Source organism: Streptomyces asiaticus (genome assembly GCF_018138715.1).
GTDB classification, from domain to species: domain Bacteria; phylum Actinomycetota; class Actinomycetes; order Streptomycetales; family Streptomycetaceae; genus Streptomyces; species Streptomyces asiaticus.
The window spans coordinates 8,847,111-8,868,556 of sequence record NZ_JAGSHX010000006.1; the positions used below are offsets into that span (position 1 = coordinate 8,847,111).

Sequence of the window (21,446 nt, forward strand, 5' to 3'; positions counted from 1 at the left end):
TGAGAGGGCCGTCCTGTGGAGAATGAAGAGAAACTTCGTCATTACCTCAAAGAGGTCACGAAGGATCTGCGGCAGACCCGCCAGCGCTTGCAGGACGTCGAGGCGAAGAGCCGCGAGCCCATCGCCATCGTCGGCATGAGCTGCCGTTTCCCCGGTGGCATCGCAACGCCGGAAGCGCTGTGGGACCTGGTGCGCCAGGGCGGCGACGCGGTGTCGGAGTTCCCGACCGACCGCGGATGGGACACGGAGGGCCTCTACGACCCCGCGGGCGGCTCCGGGAAGTCGGTCACCCGCCACGGCGGCTTCCTGTGCGGCGTCGCCGATTTCGACGCCGCGCTCTTCGGGATCTCTCCCCGTGAGGCCCTCGCGATGGACCCGCAGCAGCGGCTGATGCTGGAGACGTCCTGGGAAGCGTTCGAGCGGGCCGGTGTCAACCGTGACGCGGTGCGGGGCAGCCGGACCGGGGTGTTCATCGGCACCAACGGCCAGGACTACGCGACACTGCTCAGCGCCGCCCGGGACGATGTGCAAGGCCACCTCGGCACGGGCAGCGCGGCCAGTGTGCTCTCGGGACGGATCGCCTACACCTTCGGTCTCGAAGGGCCGACGGTCACCGTGGACACCGCGTGCTCGTCCTCACTGATCGCCCTGCACCTGGCCGTCCAGGCACTGCGCAACGGGGAGTGCGAGCTGGCGCTGGCGGGCGGCGTCACGGTGATGACGACGACGAACACCTTCGTCGAGCTGTCCAAGCAGGGCGGGCTGGCCCCGGACGGCCGGTCCAAGGCGTTCGCGGCGGCGGCGGACGGCACCGGCTGGGGTGAGGGCGCCGGGATGCTGCTGGTGGAGCGGCTGTCCGACGCCGAACGGCACGGTCACCCGGTGCTGGCGGTGGTGCGTGGTACCGCCGCCAACCAGGACGGCGCGTCGAACGGGCTGACCGCGCCCAACGGGCCCTCCCAGCGCCGGGTCATCCGCGCGGCGTTGTCCAACGCCCAGCTGTCCACAGGCGATGTCGACGTGGTGGAGGCACACGGCACCGGCACCCGGCTCGGCGACCCGATCGAGGCACAGGCCCTGCTGGACACCTACGGCCAGGGCCGGGACCGGCCGCTGTGGCTCGGATCGGTCAAGTCGAACCTGGGACACACCCAGGCCGCCGCGGGTGTCGCCGGGGTCATCAAGATGGTGCTCGCCATGCGCCACGGTGTGCTGCCGCGCACCCTGCACGTGGACGAACCGACCCCGCATGTGGACTGGTCCGCCGGGGCGGTGCGGCTGCTGACCGAGCGGACCCCGTGGCCGGAGACCGACCGGCCGCGCAGGGCGGGCGTCTCCGCCTTCGGAGTGAGCGGCACCAACGCCCATGTGATCGTGGAGCAGGCACCGGAGGCCGAGCCCATCGAGCCGCCCCGGACCGATCCGGTGACGGTGCCCTGGGTGCTCTCGGGCCAGGGCGAAGCCGGTCTGCGGGCGTTCGCGGCCCGGCTCGCCGACGTGGCCACCGAAGCGCACCCCGGCGACCTGGGATGGACCCTGGCCACCACCCGCTCGGCGCTGCCGCACCGTGCGGTGGTGATCGGATCCACACCGGAGGAACTCCGGAGCGGCCTCGCGGCGGTGGCCGCCGGAGAGCCGGCCTCGAACGTGGTGGAGGGAGTGGCCGGCTCCGACACCGGCGTGGTCTTCGTCTTCCCGGGGCAGGGCTCGCAGTGGGCCGGTATGGCCGTGGAACTGCTGGACTCCTCCCCGGCCTTCGCCCGCCGGTTCGCCGAATGCGCCCGTGCCCTGGAGACACACCTCGACTGGTCCATCGAGGACGTGGTGCGCTCCGCGCCCGGTGCGCCCTCGCTCGACCTCATCGAGGTCGTCCAGCCGGTCCTGTTCACCATGATGGTGTCCCTCGCCGAGCTGTGGGCCTCCTACGGGGTCACTCCATCGGCCGTGGTCGGCCACTCCCAGGGCGAGATCGCGGCGGCCTGTGTGGCCGGGGCGCTGTCGCTGGAGGACGCGGCCAAGGTGGTGGTGTTGCGCAGCCGCCTCTTCGCCGAAACGCTGGTGGGCAACGGCGCCATCGCCTCGGTCGCCCTCCCGGCGGAACAACTGGCCACCCGGATCGAGCCGTGGGGCGAGCGCCTCGTGGTGGCCGGGGTGAACGGGCCCGCGGCTGCCACGGTGGCCGGCGACCCCCAGAGCCTCGAGGAGTTCGTCGCCGCGTGCACGGCGGACGGCGTACGCGCCCGCGTCGTGCCCGCCACCGTGGCCTCCCACGGCCCGCAGGTCGAACCGCTGCGGGAACGGCTGCTCGCCCTGCTGGCCGACGTGGCGCCACGCCAGTCCACCGTCCCGTTCTACTCCACGGTGACCGGCGGACTCCTGGACACCACCGAACTCGACGCGGACTACTGGTTTTGGAACGCCCGTAAGCCGATCGACTTCCTCGGCGCGCTCCGGGCGCTGTTCGCCGACGGCCACCGCGTCTTCGTGGAATCGAGCACCCACCCCGCCCTGACCATGGGGGTCCAGCACACCGCGGACGCCTCCGGCGAGTCCGTGGAGGTCACCGGCTCGCTGCGGCGTGGCGAGGGCGGGCTCGCCCAGTTCCACTCGGCCGTGGCCCGGCTGCATGTGCACGGGGTACGGGTGGACTGGTCCGCGGCCTTCGGGGCGGCACGGCGGGTGGAGCTGCCGACCTACCCCTTCCAGCGGGAGCGTTACTGGCTGACGCCCCGGCCCGGCCAGGGCGACGCCTCCGCCCTGGGGCTGGGCGCGCTCGACCATCCCCTGCTGGGGGCCACGGTCGTGCTGCCCGAGTCCGGCGGTTGCCTGCTCACCGGCCGGCTGTCCCTGGCCGGCCACCCCTGGCTGGCCGATCACGCCCTCTCCGGTGTGGTGTTGCTGCCGGGTACGGGGTTTGTGGAGTTGGTGTTGCAGGCGGGGTTGAGGTGGGGGTGTGGGGTGGTTGAGGAGTTGACTTTGGAGGGGCCGTTGGTGGTTCCGGAGCGGGGTGAGGTTGAGGTTCAGGTTTCGGTGGGTGGTGTGGATGGGGCGGGGTGTCGGTCGGTGTCGGTGTTTTCGTGTCGTGGGGGTGAGTGGGTTCGGCATGCGGTGGGTGTGCTTGGGGTGGGTGAGGGTGTGGTGCCGGGTGGGGAGGTGTGGCCGCCGGTGGGTGCGGAGTGGGTTGGGGTGGAGGGGGTGTATGGGGTTTTGGCGGAGCGGGGGTATGCGTATGGGCCGGTGTTCCAGGGGTTGCGGGACGCCTGGCGTAGGGGAGACGAAGTCTTCGTCGAGGTGGAGGTACCGGCGGAGGCGCGGGGCGATGCGGCTCGCTGCGCCATCCATCCCGCGCTGCTCGACGCCGCGCTCCACGGTGTGCGATTCGGCGGCTTCGTATCCGACGACGACCAGGCTTATGTCCCGTTCTCCTGGACCGGCGTCACGCTGCACGCGGTCGGTGCGACGGCCCTGCGCGTCACACTGTCCCCGGCAGGACGCGACGCGATCGCCCTCCGGGCCACGGACACCACCGGTGCGCCGGTCCTGTCGGCACGCTCACTGGCCCTGCGACCGGTCTCCGCCCAGCAGCTGAACGACACGCGGGGGAGCAGGACTGATGCCCTCCATCGGGTGGAGTGGGTGGACGCACCTGGAACGGTGGCGGTGGGGGGCGAGGTGGCGCCGCGGACCGAGGTGGTGCGGGTCGTCTCCGACGGTCCGGATGTGGTGGGTGAGGCGTACCGGCATGTGCTTGAGGTTCTGGAGCGGGTGCAGGCGTGGGTGGCGGATGAGGATCTGGCGGGTGAGCGGTTGGTGGTGGTGACGCGGGGCGCCGCCGACGCGGGTGATGGTGTGGAGGACCTGGCTGGGGCCGCGGTGTGGGGCCTGGTGCGGTCCGCGCAGTCGGAGAACCCAGGGCGTGTGGTGCTGGTGGACACCGATGACCTGGACGGAGTCGACAGTCTGCTTCCCGGGGTGCTGGCTCTGGGTGAGGAGCAGGTGCTGGTGCGGTCGGGTGCGGTGCGGGTGCCGCGTCTGGGCCGGGTGCCGGGTGAGGTGCCGGGTGAGGTGTCGGGTGGGTTCGGTTCTGGTGCGGTGTTGGTCACGGGTGGCACTGGTGTGCTGGGTGGTTTGGTGTCGCGGCATCTGGTGGCACGGCATGGGGTGAGCAGGCTGGTGCTGCTGTCGCGGCGTGGTGCGGAGGCCGAAGGCGCGGCGGAGTCGCGGGAGGAGCTGGAGGCTGCGGGCGCCGAGGTGCTGATCGCGGCGTGTGACGCCGCGGATCGTGAGGCGCTGGCCGGGGTGTTGTCCGGGCTGCCGGCGGACTTCGCCTTGAGCGGTGTGGTGCATGCGGCGGGTGTGCTGGATGACGGGTTGCTCACGTCGCTGACGCGTGAGCGGGTCGAGCCGGTGTTGCGGGCGAAGGTGGACGCGGCGTGGAATCTGCACGAGCTGACCACGGGCATGGATCTGTCGGCGTTTGTGTTGTTCTCATCCGCGGCGGGTGTTCTGGGCAACGCGGGCCAGGGCAGTTATGCGGCGGCGAACGGGTTCCTGGACGCGCTGGCGGCTCATCGGCGGGCGCGGGGACTGTCCGCGGTGTCGATCGCATGGGGCTTCTGGGAAGAACGCAGCGAACTGACCCAGCACCTGTCGGCCGACGATCTGGCGCGTGCCCACGCGGTGCCGATGCCCACCTCCCAGGCACTGGACCTGTTCGACGCGGCACTCGCCGCCCACGAGCCGATGGTGCTGGCCGCACCCCTGAACCCGCAGGCATGGTCGGACGCCGGCCATCTGCCTCCCGTCCTGCGCGACCTGGTCCGGCCGCGGATCCGGCGCGCGGCGGAGACCACCGACGCCCCTGAATCGGCCTCCGCGCTCGGACACCGGCTGGCCGCCGTGGACCGCTCCGAGTGGGACCAGGTCGTACGCGAACTCGTGCGCAACCACATCGCGGCGGTGCTGCGCCATGCCTCCGCGGAGTCGGTCGACACCTCGCGGACCTTCCAGGAGATCGGCTTCGACTCGCTGACCGCCGTGGAACTGCGCAACCGGATCAGCGCCGCCACGGGCGTACGGCTGCCCGCCACCGCCGTGTTCGACTATCCGACACCGCAGGCGCTGGCCGAGTACCTGCTCGCCGAAGTCCTCGGAAAGGACAGCGCCGCCGCCGCGGCACCCGCCGGAACCGCCCTCGTCGCCGACGATCCCATCGTCATCGTCGGAATGAGCTGCCGCTACCCCGGCGGGATCACTTCGCCGGAAGCGCTGTGGGACCTGGTGCGCTCGGACGGCGATGCCATATCCGTCCTGCCGGCCGACCGAGGATGGGACCTGGACGGTCTCTACGACCCGGATCCGGACCGCACCGGTACGTCGTACGCCCGCAGCGGTGGATTCGTCTATGACGCGGCCGAGTTCGACGCCGCCTTCTTCGGGATCTCGCCGCGCGAGGCCGCCGCCATGGACCCGCAGCAGCGGCTGCTGCTGGAAACCTCATGGGAGGCGTTCGAGCGCGCGGGCATCCCCGCCACCTCCGTCAAGGGCGAGCGGATCGGCGTGTTCACCGGGGTGATGCACCACGACTACCTCACCCGCCTGTCAACCACACCGGACGCTGTCGAGGGCTATCTGGGCACGGGCGCGGCAGCGGGCGTCGCCTCGGGCCGCGTGGCGTACACCTTCGGCCTCGAGGGGCCGGCGGTCACCGTGGACACCGCCTGCTCGTCGTCGCTGGTGGCCCTGCACCTCGCCGTACAGGCGCTGCGCCTCGGCGAGTGCTCGCTCGCGCTGGCCGGTGGTGTGACGGTGATGTCCACGCCCACCGTCTTCGTGGAGTTCTCCCGTCAACGCGGACTCGCGCCGGACGGCAGGTGTAAGGCGTTCGCGGGAGCGGCGGACGGCACCGGATTCGCCGAAGGCATCGGCATGCTGCTGGTCGAACGGCTCTCGGACGCACGGCGCAACGGACACCCCGTCCTGGCCGTGGTGCGGGGCAGTGCGGTGAATCAGGATGGTGCGTCGAATGGGTTGACGGCGCCGAATGGTCCGTCGCAGCAGCGGGTGATCCGGCAGGCGCTGGCGAGCGCGGGGCTCGCGGCCGGGGATGTCGATGCGGTGGAGGCGCACGGTACGGGTACGACGCTGGGTGATCCGATCGAGGCGCAGGCGTTGCTGGCCACCTATGGTCAGGGCCGGGATGCGGACCGGCCGTTGCTGCTGGGGTCGATCAAGTCGAATATCGGTCACACTCAGGCGGCCGCGGGTGTCGCCGGTGTGATCAAGATGGTGATGGCGCTGCGCCATGGTGTGCTGCCGCGGAGTCTGCACATCGACGAGCCCACTCCCCACGTGGACTGGTCCACCGGCGCGGTGGAGCTCCTGAGCGAACAGACGGCATGGCCGGAGGCCGGGCGGCCCCGCCGGGCCGGTGTGTCGTCGTTCGGCATCAGTGGAACGAACGCGCACCTGATCCTTGAGCAGGCGCCGCTGCCGACGGCAGCGGAGCGGCCCGCTGACGCCGAGCCCGCTCCTGTCGAGCCCGCTCAGGTCAAGCCCGCTCAGGTCAAGCCCGCTCAGGTCAAGCCCGGCGACGCGGAGCCTGGCGACCTGGAGACCGGTGCGGCCGAGCCTGCCGCGGTGGTCCCGTGGATCGTCTCGGGACGCGACCGGCACGCCCTGCGCGCCCAGGCGGAACGACTGCGCGCACACGTGGTGAGCCACCCTGACCGAAGCGTGGCGGACATCGGTTTCTCGCTGCTGACCAGCCGCGCCGTGCTGGAGCACCGAGCGGTGGTACTCGGCGGTGACCATGCCGAACTGCTGGCCGGTCTGACGGCCCTGGCACGGGACGAACCCGCACCTGGCGTGGTGGAGGCCCTGGACGCGGCCGAGCCGGGACGCAAAGTGGTGTTCGTCTTCCCCGGCCAGGGGTCGCAGTGGGCCGGGATGGCGCTGGAACTGCTGGAGTCCTCGCCCGTGTTCGCACGCCGGATGGGCGAGTGCGCCGGCGCCCTGGCCTCGCTGGTGGAGTGGTCGCTGCCGGACGTGCTGGCGGATGAGCGGGCGCTGGCCCGTGTCGACGTGGTGCAGCCGGTGCTGTGGGCGGTGATGGTGTCGCTGGCCGAGCTGTGGCGTTCGTACGGTGTGGTGCCGTCGGCGGTGGTGGGTCACTCGCAGGGTGAGATCGCGGCGGCGTGCGTGGCGGGCGGCCTGTCCCTGGCGGACGGGGCGCGGGTGGTCGTGCTGCGCGGCAAGGCGCTGCTCGCCTTGTCGGGCCGGGGCGGAATGGTGTCCGTTCCGGTGCCCGCCGACCGGCTGCGGGACCGGCCCGGGGTCTCCATCGCGGCGATGAACGGCCCGTCCTCGACAGTGGTGTCCGGCGGCGACGAGGCGCTGGACGCGGTGCTGGCGGAGTTCCCGGCGGCCAAGCGCATCCCGGTGGACTACGCCTCCCACTCGCCCCAGATCGACGACATCCGGGACGAACTGCTGAAGGCCCTGGCGCCGATCGAGCCGCGCGCCGCGGCGATCCCCTTCCACTCCACGGTGACCGGACGGCCCATCGACACCGCCGACCTGGACGCGGACTACTGGTATCGCAATCTGCGCGAGACCGTGGAGCTCGAGCGGGTCACCCGTGCGGTGATCGAGGACGGCCACCACACCTTCATCGAGATCAGCCCCCACCCGGTGCTGACCACGGGCCTGCGCGAAACACTCGACGACGCGGACGCGCACGGCGGTCTCGTACTCGCCTCACTGCGCCGGGACGACGGTGGTCTCACCCGCTTCCTCACCGCCTTGGCCGAGGCGTACGCACACGGCGTCGAGGTCGACTGGCTGCCGCTGTTCCCGGGCGCCCGCCGGGTGGATCTGCCGACGTACGCCTTCCAGCGCGAGCGCTACTGGCTGGACGCGCCCGCCGCCGAGGCCCCCACCAGCGCGATCGACGCGGAATTCTGGGCCGCCGTCGAGCGCGAGGACCTCGAGTCGCTCGCCGCGACGCTGCGCGTCGACGGGCAGCCGTTGCGTGAAGTGCTGCCCGCCCTGTCCCAGTGGCGGCGCGAACGCCGTGACGTCTCCACCATCGACTCATGGCGTTACACGATCCGGTGGAAGCCGCTCACCCCGCCCGCCACTTCGGCCACCGGCATCTGGCTGGTCGTGGTCTCCCATGCCGAGGCCGGGCACGAGTGGGTCGCGGGGGTGACCGATGCGCTGACCCGTCACGGTGCCGAGCCGCTCGTGGTGGTTCTCGGCGAGCCCGAACTGGACCGTGCCGCGCTGGCGGCCCGGCTGGGCGGCGTACTGGCCGACACCCCCAGGATCAGCGGTGTGGTGTCGCTGACCGCGTTGGACGAGAGCCCGCACCCCGCGTACCCCTCGGTCCCCCAGGGATACGCGATGACGCTGTTGCTCTCGCAGGCGCTCGGGGACGCCGGGGTGGAAGCTCCGCTGTGGTGCCTCACCCAGCGCGGCGTCTCGCTCGGCGATGCCGGGGGCAGTGGCAGCGGCCGTGGCAGTAGCAGCGGCAGTGGCGACGGCACGGGCAAGGACAAGGGCGATGTGGCCGTCAGCCGGAAACAGGCCCTGACCTGGGGTCTCGGCAAGGTGATCGCCCTGGAACAGCCCCTGCGCTGGGGCGGTTTGATCGACCTGCCGGAGGGCGTGGCCCCGCAAACCCAGGAGCACCTTGCCGGTGTGCTGTCCGGCACCTCGGACGAGGACCAGGTGGCGATCCGCCCGACGGGGCTCTTCGGCCGCAGGCTGGCCCACGCGCCGGCCCGCGAGCGCGGCGGGAGCTGGCAACCCCGTGGCACCGTACTGGTCACCGGCGGCACCGGAGCGCTGGGCGGCCATGTCGCCCGGTGGCTGGCCGGACAGGGCGCTGAACACGTCGTGCTGACCAGTCGCCGGGGCATGGCCGCGCCCGGCGCCGAGCGGCTGGTCGGGGAGCTGGAGGCGCTCGGCGCCCGGGTGACGGTGGCGGCGTGCGACGTCGGTGACCGGGACGCCCTGGCCGGGTTGCTGGCCGAGATCGGCCCGCTGACCGCTGTGGTGCACACCGCGGCGGTGCTCGACGACGGCACGCTGAACTCGCTCACCACCGACCAGCTGCAACGCGTACTGCGTGTCAAGACCGACGGCGCGGTGCATCTGCACGAACTGACGCGGGACATGGAGCTGTCCGCGTTCGTGCTCTTCTCCTCGCTGTCCGGCACTCTGGGCGCACCCGGACAGGGCAACTACGCACCCGGCCACGTCTTCGTGGACACGCTGGCCGAACAGCGGCGGGCCGAGGGCCTGGTGGCCACCTCCATCGCCTGGGGGCTGTGGGCCGGCGACGGCATGGGCGAGGGCGGCGTGGGCGACGTGGCCCGCCGGCATGGCGTACCGGAGATGGCACCGGAGATGGCGGTCGCCGCCATGGCACGCGCCGTCGAACAGGACGACACCGTCGTCACGGTGGCGGAGATCGACTGGGACCGGCACTACGTCGCGTTCACCGCGACCCGCCCCAGCCCGCTGCTGGCCGACCTCCCCGAGGTGCGTGCGCTGGTCGACGCCGGAGTCGGCCAGGGGAGCGCCGACCCCGGCCACGAGCGCCCGGAATTCGCGGAGCGGCTCGCCGGGATGGCCGAGACCGACCGGAACCACGCGCTGCTGGACCTGATCCGGCGCCATGTAGCGGTCGTGCTCGGGCACACCGGCCCGGACGCGATCGACCCCGGCCGGGCCTTCCACGAGATCGGCTTCGACTCGGTCACCGCGGTCGAACTGCGCAACCGGCTCAACCGGGCCACCGGCCTGCGGCTGCCCGCCACCGTGACGTTCGACCGGCCCACCCCGCTGGCGATGGCGCAGTACCTCCGCGGCGAACTGCTGCACGACGCCCAGGACCGATCGGCCCCGGCCCTCCCGGTCCGCGCGACCGGTGCGGTGGACGACGAACCCATCGCGATCGTGGGGATGAGCTGCCGCTTCCCCGGGGACGTCGCATCCCCCGAGGACCTGTGGCGCCTGCTCGCCGACGGCTCCGATGCCATCGGCGAGTTCCCCGAGAACCGGGGCTGGGACACCGCGCACCTCTTCCACCCGGACCCCGACCACCGAGGCACCTCCTCCACCCGGGCGGCCGCGTTCCTCTCCGGCGCCGGTGAGTTCGACGCCGGATTCTTCGGGATATCCCCGCGGGAAGCGGTGGCGATGGACCCGCAACAGCGGCTCCTGCTCGAAGTGTCATGGGAGGCGCTGGAGCGGGCCGGGATCGACCCCATGACCCTGCGGGGCAGCGAGACCGGCGTGTTCACGGGGACGAACGGCCAGGACTACGCGTCGTTGCTGAAGGCGGACGAGACGGGTGACTTCGAGGGCCGGGTGGGTACCGGCAACTCGGCATCGGTCATGTCCGGCCGGATCTCCTACGTCCTCGGTCTCGAAGGCCCCGCGCTGACCGTGGATACGGCGTGCTCGTCGTCGCTGGTGGCATTGCACCTGGCGGTGCGGGCCCTGCGGTCGGGCGAGTGCTCACTGGCCCTGGCGGGCGGCGCGAGCGTCATGACGACCGCCGGCATCTTCGTGGAGTTCTCCCGTCAGCGCGCGTTGGCGGCCGATGGGCGCTGCAAGGCGTTCGCGGCGGCGGCGGACGGCACCGGCTGGGGTGAGGGTGCCGGAATGCTGGTGGTGGAGCGGTTGTCCGATGCGGAGCGGCTTGGGCATCGGGTGTTGGCGGTGGTGCGTGGCAGTGCGGTGAATCAGGATGGTGCGTCGAATGGGTTGACGGCGCCGAATGGTCCGTCGCAGCAGCGGGTGATCCGGCAGGCGCTGGCGAGCGCGGGGCTCGCGGCCGGGGATGTCGATGCGGTGGAGGCGCACGGTACGGGTACGACGCTGGGTGATCCGATCGAGGCGCAGGCGTTGCTGGCCACCTATGGTCAGGGCCGGGATGCGGACCGGCCGTTGCTGCTGGGGTCGATCAAGTCGAATATCGGTCACACTCAGGCGGCCGCGGGTGTCGCCGGTGTGATCAAGATGGTGATGGCGCTGCGCCATGGTGTGCTGCCGCGGAGTCTGCACATCGACGAGCCCACTCCCCACGTGGACTGGTCCACCGGCGCGGTGGAGCTCCTGAGCGAACAGACGGCATGGCCGGAGAACACACGGCCCCGCCGCGCCGGGGTGTCCGCCTTCGGCGTGAGCGGCACCAACGCGCATGTGATTCTGGAGCAGGCCCCCGAGCCGACCGCCGAGCCCGAGTCCGGGCCCGAGTTCTCGCCGGAACGCGACGAACCGGGGGCCGTGCCGTGGGTGGTGACGGGTGCGAGCGAGGCCGGTGTCCGCGCACAAGCCGCGCGCCTCATGGCCTTCGTCGACGACCGGCCGGAACTCCGCCCGGCGGACATCGGCTGGTCGCTGGCCTCGACCCGCGCGGCCCTGTCGCACCGAGCCGTCGTCGTGGGCGCGGACCGTGCGGAACTGCTGCGTGAGCTGGAGGCCGTGGCCAGTGGCAGTGCCACGGTCGGCGAGGCCCGCATGCGTTCCGGGGTGGTGTTCGTCTTCCCGGGGCAGGGGTCGCAGTGGGCCGGAATGGCGTTGGAACTGCTGGAGCATTCGCCGGTGTTCGCGGGGCGGATGCGTGAATGCGCGGATGCGCTTGGGCCGTTCGTCGAGTGGTCGTTGTTCGATGTGTTGGGTGATGAGGTGGCGTTGGGGCGGGTTGATGTGGTGCAGCCGGTGTTGTGGGCGGTGATGGTGTCGTTGGCTGAGTTGTGGTGTTCGTTTGGTGTGGTGCCGTCGGTGGTGGTGGGTCATTCGCAGGGTGAGATTGCTGCGGCGTGTGTGGCGGGTGGTCTGTCGCTGGAGGACGGTGCGCGTGTGGTGGCCTTGCGGAGCAGGGCGTTGCTGGCTCTGTCGGGTCGGGGTGGGATGGTGTCGGTTCCGGTGGCTGCTGACCGGCTGCGGGGTCGTGTGGGGTTGTCGGTGGCGGCGGTGAATGGTCCGGTGTCGACGGTGGTGTCGGGGTCTGTTGAGGTGCTGGATGGGGTGTTGGCGGAGTTTCCGGAGGCCAAGCGGATTCCGGTGGATTACGCCTCGCATTCGGCGCAGGTGGAGGAGGTGCGGGAGGGGCTGGCGGAGGCGTTGGCGCCGGTCCGGCCGCGTACGGGTGAGGTGCCGTTCTTTTCGACGGTGACCGGTCGGCTGATGGACACCGTGGGGTTGGATGCGGAGTACTGGTATCGGAATTTGCGTGAGACGGTGGAGTTCCAGTCCGCGATCGAGGGGCTGCTGGAGCTTGGCCATACGGTGTTCGTCGAGGCCAGCCCGCATCCGGTGCTGACCGTCGGCATCCAGGACACCGCCGACACCACCGACACCGACATCGTCGTAAGCGGGTCACTGCGCCGCGACGACGGCGGTCCCGTCCGTTTCCTCAGCACCGTCGGCCGAGTGTTCACCGAGGGTGTGCCCGTGGAGTGGCAGCCGGTGTTCGCCGCGACCGGAGCGCGACAGGTCGATCTCCCGACCTATGCGTTCCAGCATGAATGGTTCTGGCTGGATCCGGTGCGCGGTGCGAGTGATGTGGGCGGCGCGGGCCTTGCCGGTCTCGCTCACCCCTTGGTGAGCGCGGTGTTGCCCCTGCCCGAATCCGATGGCTGTGTGCTGACCGGCTCGCTCTCCTCGGCCACCCATCCCTGGCTGCGTGACCACGCCGTACTGGACAAGGTGTTGCTGCCGGGCACCGGGTTCGTGGAACTGGCACTTCAGGCCGGGCTGCACCTGGGCTGCCGGACGCTGGATGAGCTGACCCTACAGGCGCCGCTCGTGCTGCCCGCGCACGGAGACGTACAGATCCAGGTGGCGGTCGGCGGACCGGACGACAGCGGCCGGCGACCGGTCACGGTGTACTCCAGGCCGGGCCAGGACCGGACCTGGATACGGCACGCCACCGGCAGCATCAGCCCCGGCGGGGAAGCGGCCACCGTGGAACGGGCGGTGTGGCCCCCGGTCGGCGTCACACCGGTCGACCTCACCGATGTCTACGCCGAGATGAGCACACGCGGCTACGCGTATGGCCCCGTTTTCCAGGGGCTGCGCGCCGCATGGCGGCGTGGCGACGAGGTGTTCGCCGAGGTGGTCCTGCCCGAGACGGCCGAGAGCGACGCGGGCCGTTGCGCCATCCACCCCGCCCTGCTCGACGCCGCCCTGCACGGCGCCGGACTGGGTGCGTTCGTGGCCGAACCAGGCCGACCGCACCTTCCGTTCGCCTGGACCGGTGTCACTCTGCACGCCGTCGGAGCCACCACCTTGCGGGTTGTTCTGTCGCCCGCCGGGCCGGACACCATCTCGCTCCTGGCCATGGACGGCACGGGTGCACCGGTGCTGACGGCGGACTCTCTGGCCCTGCGCCCGGTGTCCGAGGGCGGGCTCGGTGGCGCTCACCACGACTCGCTGTTCCGCGTGGACTGGACCGAGCTCACCCTGGACGCCTCGGATACTTCGGACGCCTCGGATGAAGTTGCCTTCCCCGTCGTCGAGTCCTTGGCCCAGCTGACCGGGCTGACGGCGCCCCAGCTCGTACACGGGGCCGTGGTGTTCAGGCTTTCCACCGCGGAGACCACAGGAGGCGCCGCCGAGGAGAGCCCGGAGGACGTGTACGCGCTCACCAGCCGTGTCCTCGAGGTCACGCAGGCGTGGCTGGCGGACGACCGATTCGGGGACGCCCGCCTCGTCGTGGTGACGCGGGGGGCGGTCGCGACCACGCCCGGCGAAGACCCGCGGAGCCTTGCCGCCGCCGCGGTCTGGGGCCTCATCCGCACCGCGCAGACCGAGAACCCCGGCCGTTTCGTACTCGTGGACACGGTGGACGAGGATCCGTCGGCGTTGCCGACAGTGCTCGCCACCGATGAGCCGCAGGTGGCGATCCGGGCGGGGAAGGCGCTGGTGCCCAGGCTGGTACGGGCCGCCTCGTCGGCACTGCCGGTACCGGCCGGGACGGACACCTGGCGGCTCGAGACCGGCGGCCAGGACACGCTGGAAAACCTGGCCCTCGCGCCCTGCGCGGAGGCGTCCAGGCCGCTGGCCGCAGACGAGATCCGGGTGGCCGTGCACACGGCCGGGGTCAACTTCCGTGACGTCCTGCTCGCCCTGGGGATGTACCCGGACAAGGCCGGTCTGCTGGGCAGCGAAGCCGCCGGGACGGTGCTGGAGATCGGCTCCGGAGTGGCGGGAGTGGCACCCGGGGATCGGGTGATGGGTCTGTTCTCCGGCGCCTTCGGACCGGTGGCGATCACGGATCACCGGCTGGTGGCGCCGATCCCGGAGGGGTGGTCCTTCCCGCAGGCAGCCGCCACCCCGATCGCCTTCCTCACCGCGATGTACGCCTTGATCGACCTGGCCGATGTGCGGAGCGGCGAGTCGGTGCTGGTGCACGCGGCGGCCGGTGGCGTCGGGATGGCGGCAGTGCAGGTGGCGCGCTGGCTGGGCGCCGAGGTGTTCGCCACCGCGAGCCCGGCCAAGTGGGACGCGGTGCGCGCATGCGGGGTCGCCCCGCGGCGGATCGCCTCCTCCCGCTCGCCGGAGTTCGCGGACCACTTCCGCTCGGACGCACCGGACGGCGTGGATGTCGTACTCAACTCGCTGACCGGTGAACTCCTCAACGCGTCGTTCGGACTGCTGCGTCCCGGTGGACGGCTGATCGAGATGGGCAGGACCGACCTCCGGGATGCCGAGGAGGTCATGGCGCGCCACGGTGTGTCGTACCGGGCCTTCGAACTGCTCGACGCCGGTCCCGACCGGATCGGCCAACTGCTCACCGAGCTGCTCTCCCTGTTCCACCAGGGCGTGTTCACCCCGCTGCCCCTGCGCGTCCAGGACGTACGGCAGGCGAGTGACGCTTTCCGCCACCTCTCCCAGGCGCGCCACATCGGCAAGCTGGCCCTCACCATCCCGCGACCGCTGTCCGGCGGCACCGCACTGATCACCGGGGGCACCGGGACACTGGGCGGTCTGGTGGCTCGCCATCTGGTGCGGGAGCGCGGAGTGACGGAGCTGGTGCTGGCGGGGCGTCGTGGTGACACCGCTCCGGGCGCGGCCGAGCTGGTCGCCGAGCTGGAGGCCGCCGGGGCGCGGGTGCGGGTGGTCGCATGCGATGTGTCGGGCCGGGACGCCACCGCCGCACTCGTCGCCTCGCTGCCGAACCTGCGGAGTGTGGTGCACACGGCCGGTGTTCTCGACGACGCCGTGATCGGGTCGCTCACCCCGGAGCGACTGCGGACGGTACTGCGTCCCAAGGCGAACGCCGCATGGCATCTGCATGAACTGACCCGCGACCGGGACCTGGCCGAGTTCGTGGTGTTCTCCTCGGCGGCCGGAGTACTCGGTGGCCCAGGGCAGGGCAATTACGCGGCGGCCAACGCCTTCCTGGACGCGCTGGCCGCGCGCCGCCGGGCACAGGGACTGCCCGCGACCTCTCTGGCCTGGGGCTTCTGGGAGCAACGCAGCGGGCTGACCGAACACCTGACCACCGACCGGCTCGCCCGAGCCGGCGTCCTGCCGCTGTCCACCGACGAGGGGCTGGCCCTCTTCGACGCCGCCCGCGCGACCGGCGACACCCTACTGGTGCCGATGCGTTACGAACCGTCCTCGCAGGGCCCTGAGCCGGTACCCGCCCTGCTGCGTGGCCTCGTACGCGCTCCGCTCGCCCGTGCCCTTCCGGGCCCGGCCGATGGTGCGGGCAACGGTGTGGCTGAGGGCCTCGCCGGGCTGCCGACGGACGAACGCCTCGGCGCCCTGCTCGACCTGGTCCGCCGGCAGGCGGCGGCCGTGCTCGGCCACGGCGGTCCGGAATCCGTGACACCCCAGCGGCCGTTCAAGGAACTCGGCTTCGACTCGCTCTCCGCGGTGGAACTGCGCAACCGGCTGCGCACGGCGACCGGCCGACGGTTGCAGGCCACCCTCATCTTCGACCACCCCACTCCGGCCGCGCTCGCACACCACCTCGACGCCGAGCTGTTCGGCGCCACCGACGTGGCGGCGCCCGTACCGGCACCGGCGGTCGCGCACCCCGCCGACGAACCGATCGCCATCGTCGGCATGAGCTGCCGGCTCCCCGCCGGGGTGGACTCCCCGGAGGCGCTGTGGAAGCTGCTGGTGAGCGGCACGGACGCGATATCGGAGCTGCCCCGGGACCGCGGCTGGGACCTCGACGCGCTCTACGACCAGGACCCGAGCCGGCCCGGCACGACATACGCCAGGACCGGTGGCTTCCTGAAGAACGCGGCGGACTTCGACGCGGGATTCTTCACCATCTCCCCCCGAGAGGCGCTGGCCGCGGATCCCCAGCAACGGCTGTGGCTCGAGGCGTGCTGGGAAGCCTTCGAACGCGCCGGTATCGATCCGCTCGCCCTGAAGGGCACCCGCACCGGGGTGTTCGCGGGTGCCGCTTCGACGACGTACGGCGCGGGCCAGGCCGCCACTCCGGACGGCTCCGAGGGGTACCTGCTCACCGGGAACTCCACCTCCGTGATCTCCGGCCGCGTGGCCTACACCCTCGGCCTCGAAGGCCCCGCCGTCACCGTGGACACCGCGTGCTCGTCCTCGCTGGTCAGCGTGCACTGGGCGTGTGAGTCCCTGCGCCGGGGCGAAAGCACACTGGCGCTGGCGGGCGGTGTGGCGGTGATGACGACACCGGACCTGCTGGTCGAATTCTCCCGCCAGCGCGGACTCGCACCCGACGGGCGGTGCAAGTCCTTCGCCGCCGCCGCTGACGGCACCGGGTTCGCCGAAGGCGCCGGGGTGCTCGTCTTGGAACGGCTCTCCGACGCCGCGCGGAACGGCCACCAGGTGCTGGCGGTGATCCGTGGCTCCGCCGTCAACCAGGACGGTGCGTCGAATGGCTTGACGGCGCCGAATGGTCCGTCGCAGCAGCGGGTGATCCGGCAGGCGCTGGCGAACGCCGGACTCGCCTCCCAGGATGTCGACGCGGTGGAGGCGCACGGTACGGGTACGACACTGGGCGACCCCATCGAGGCGCAGGCTCTGCTGGCCACCTACGGCCAGGACCGGGATCCGGATCGGCCGCTGCTGCTGGGCTCCGTGAAGTCCAACATCGGGCACACCCAGGCGGCCGCGGGCGCCGCCGGCCTCATCAAGATGGTTCTGGCGCTGCGCAACGGCGTACTGCCGCGCACCCTGCACGTCGACGAGCCCTCCCCGCACGTCGACTGGGACGCCGGGGCCATGGAGCTGCTGACCGAGCAGACCGCGTGGCCCGACCGGGACCACCTGCGCCGGGCCGGGGTGTCCGCGTTCGGTGTGAGTGGCACCAACGCCCATGTGATCCTCGAGCAGGCCCCGAAGCCGGATGAGAACGGCGAACCGGACACCGTCCGGTCGGGGTTGCCCGCGGTGCCCTGGGTGCTGTCGGGCGCGGGAGCGGCCGGGCTGCGGGCCCAGGCCCAGCGGCTGGCGTCCTTCGTGCGCGAGAACCCCGAGCTCGACCCCGTGGACGTGGGCTGGTCCCTGGTCACGACCCGCGCTGCCCTGTCCCACCGAGCCGTCGTCGTGGGCGCGGACCGCATGGAACTGCTGCGCGAGCTGGCCGCGGTGGAATCCGTGGGCGCCGCCGAGACGGGGCGCGAAGTGGTGTTCGTCTTCCCGGGGCAGGGGTCGCAGTGGGTTGGGATGGCGTTGGAGTTGGTGGAGTCGTCGCCGGTGTTCGCGGGGCGGTTGGGTGAGTGTGCGGATGCACTCGCCCCGTTTGTGGAGTGGTCGTTGTTCGATGTGTTGGGTGATGAGGTGGCGTTGGGGCGGGTTGATGTGGTGCAGCCGGTGTTGTGGGCGGTGATGGTGTCGTTGGCTGCGTTGTGGCGTTCGTTTGGTGTGGTGCCGTCGGTGGTGGTGGGTCATTCGCAGGGTGAGATCGCGGCGGCGTGTGTGGCGGGTGGTCTGTCGCTGGAGGACGGTGCGCGTGTGGTGGCCTTGCGGAGCAGGGCGTTGCTGGCTCTGTCGGGTCGGGGTGGGATGGTGTCGGTTCCGGTGGCTGCCGATCGGCTGCGGGGTCGTGTGGGGTTGTCGGTGGCGGCGGTGAATGGTCCGGTGTCGACGGTGGTGTCGGGGTCCGTTGAGGTGCTGGATGGGGTGTTGGCGGAGTTCCCGGAGGCCAAGCGGATTCCGGTGGATTACGCCTCGCATTCGGCGCAGGTGGAGGGGATCCGGGAGGGGCTGGCGGAGGCGTTGGCGCCGGTGCGGCCGCGTGCGGGTGAGGTGCCGTTCTATTCGACGGTGACCGGTCGGTTGATGGACACCGTTGAGTTGGACGCGGGGTACTGGTATCGGAATCTGCGTGAGACGGTGGAGTTCCAGTCCGCGATCGAGGGGCTGCTGGAGCTTGGCCATACGGTGTTTGTCGAGGCCAGTCCGCATCCGGTGCTGACCATCGGCATCCAGGACACCGCCCATGCGATGGACACCCCAATCGCGGCCGTCGGTTCGCTCCGCCGGGATGAGGGAGGCGTCCGGCGGTTCCTGACGTCACTGGCCGAGGTGTCCGTCCGCGGTGTCGAGGTCAACTGGCAGACGGGCTTCGACGGCACCGGCGCTCGGCGAGTCGACTTGCCCACCTACGCGTTCCAGCGCGAGCGGTTCTGGCTGGTGCCGTCGACGGGCACGGGCGACGCGTCCGGTCTGGGCCTGGGCGCCGTTGACCATCCGCTGCTGGGCGCGGCGGTGCCCCTCCCGGACGCGGACGGCTGTGTGCTGACCGGTGCGCTGTCGCCGGCCGGGCAGCCATGGCTGGCCGACCACTCCGTCCTGGGCATGGTCCTGCTGCCGGGCACCGCCTTCGTGGAGCTCGCGTTGCAGGCGGGGGCGCGGTTCGGCTGCGACACACTGGAAGAGCTGACGTTGCATGAGCCGCTCGTCCTGCCCGAGCGGGAGACCGTGCAAATCCAGGTGTCGGTCGGAGGCTCGGACGACCTCGGAGGTCGTCCCGTCACGGTGTTCTCCCGCTGTGAGGGTGACTGGATACGCCACGCCGGAGGCACCCTGCGGGTGGGCGAGCGTGGCGATCCGCCCGCGAATCCGTCGGCCTGGCCACCGGCCGATGCCCGGCCGCTCGATGTCGCCGAGTTGCACACGACGATGGCTGAGCGGGGCTATCAGTACGGCCCCGCCTTCCAGGGTCTGCGGAAGGCATGGATCCGGGACAGCGAAGTGTTTCTCGACGTCGCGTTGCCCGAGCAGGTGCGGGGTGACGCCGCCCGCTGCGGAGTGCATCCCGCGTTGCTGGACGCGGCCCTGCAAGGCATCGGCCTCGGCGCCTTCGTCAGCGAACCGGGGCAGGCCCATCTCCCCTTCTCCTGGAGCGGGGTGACCCTGCACGCGGTGGGCGCCACCACCGTGCGGGTGACGCTCAGCCCGGCCGGTCCGGACACGGTGGCCATTCGGATCACGGACACCATCGGGGCGCCCGTGCTGTCCATCGACGCGCTGGCGATGCGTCCGCTCGCGGAGCAGCGACTGCTCGAGGCGGGCGGCAGCCGCGGCGATGCGCTGTTCCGGCTGGAGTGGAAGGAGCTTCCCGCTCCCATGGCCACCGGCCCGCGGGCCCTGTCCTGGGGCCTGCTGGGCGGCCACGACGAGCCTCGGCTGACCGCGGCGCTGACCGCGGCCGGTGTGTCGCCACAACGCCATCGGGACCTCGCCTCCATCGACCAGGTGCCGGATGTGCTGGTCCTGTCGTGTCCGGCCGAGGCGGATGGCGGCCCGGCTCCGGAAGCGGCCTCGTCCGCCCTCCGCCGAGTGCTGGAAGTGGTGCGGGAGTGGCTCGGGGACGCGCGGTACACCGATGCCCGCCTGATGGTGCTCACCCGCCGCGCGGTGGCCACATCCACCGATGACGACGTGGAGGATCTGGCGGCGGCCGCCGTACGGGGGCTCCTGCGCACCGCACAACGGGAGAACCCCGACCGGCTCGTCGTGATCGACCATGATGACTCGGACCTTGAGGCGCTCCCCGCAGTGCTCGCGACAGGGGAACCCGAAGCGGCCATCCGGGCCGGTACGGTGCTGGTGCCCAGGCTGGTCAAGGCGGCCGCACCGGACGGGAAAGCCCCCGCCTGGGACGCCGGCACCGTGCTGATCACCGGCGGGACGGGGACACTCGGCCGCCTGGTCGCCCACCATCTGGTGACCACTCATGGCGCGCGTGACCTGGTGCTCGCCAGTCGCGGCGGCGGGGCCACCGCGCCCGGCGCCGTGGAACTGGCCACCGAACTGGAGGCGCTCGGCGCCCACATCCGCGTCGCCGCCTGCGATGTGGCCGATCGTGCCCAGTTGACCGCGCTGCTCGACACCATTCCGGCGCTGCGCGCCGTCGTCCACACCGCCGGTGTGGTGGCCGACGGTGTCATCGGCTCGATGACCGCCGAACGCGTGGAAACCGTCCTACGGCCGAAGGCGAACGCGGCGTGGCACCTGCACGAGCTGACCCGTCGGCTGGACCTGGACGCGTTCGTACTCTTCTCCTCCGCCACCGGAGTGCTGGGCAGCGCGGGACAGGGCAACTACGCCGCGGCCAACGCCTTCCTCGACGCGCTGGCCGTGCACCGGCGGGCCCAGGGGCTCCCCGCGGTATCGGTGGCATGGGGCCTGTGGGAGCGGCGCAGTGGCCTGACCGCACATCTGTCGGAGCAGGACGTGACCCGTATGACCAGCACGGGCGCCGTTCCCCTCTCCGACGAACGCGGTCTCGAGCTGTTCGACGCCGCGTGCCGGAGTGGCGAACCCACACTCGTGGCCACCCCGTTGCACCTTCGCGCGGTGGCGGCCACCGGTACGGTGCCGCCCGTGCTCAGCGCGCTGGCACCGACCCCGCCACGCCGGGCCGCCGAGGCCGGTGACGGTGGGGTGGCCCTACGGCAGAGCCTTGCCGCGATGTCGGGCGCGGAACAGAGCCAGACCGTCCTGGGGCTGGTACGCGGGGAGGTCGCCGCCGTGCTGCGGCACCCGGACGCGTCGGCGATCGACACGGCGCGGACCTTCCAGGAGATCGGCTTCGACTCGCTGACCGCGGTGGAGCTGCGCAACCGGCTGGGCGCCACCACCGGAATCAGGCTGGCCGCGACCGCGATCTTCGACTATCCGACACCTGCCACGCTGGCGGAGCACCTGCTCGCCGGGATCGTGCCGGAGGCGGCCGACCCGATCGCGGCCCGGCTCAGCGAGCTGGACAAGGTGGCCGCCATGATTTCGACGATGGCCGAGGACGACACCCTGCGCGAGCAGTTGTCCTCGCGGATGGAGACCATCGTCGCGATGTGGGCCGACCTGCACCGTCCGGAGCGGCCGGGCACAGTTGAGCGGGACCTCGAATCCGCCTCGCTCGACGACATGTTCGGAATCATCGACCAGGAACTCGATGGGTCATGAGCAGCGAGAACGTC

1 protein-coding gene is annotated in these 21,446 nt (G+C 71.6%); it reads left to right on the forward strand.

The features are described 5' to 3' along the window. Positions 1-15 precede the first annotated feature (15 nt). Positions 16-21,432: a type I polyketide synthase gene (locus KHP12_RS53075; protein WP_308289535.1), complete on the forward strand. Its 21,417-nt coding sequence runs from the start codon at positions 16-18 to the stop codon at positions 21,430-21,432. Positions 21,433-21,446 lie beyond the last annotated feature (14 nt).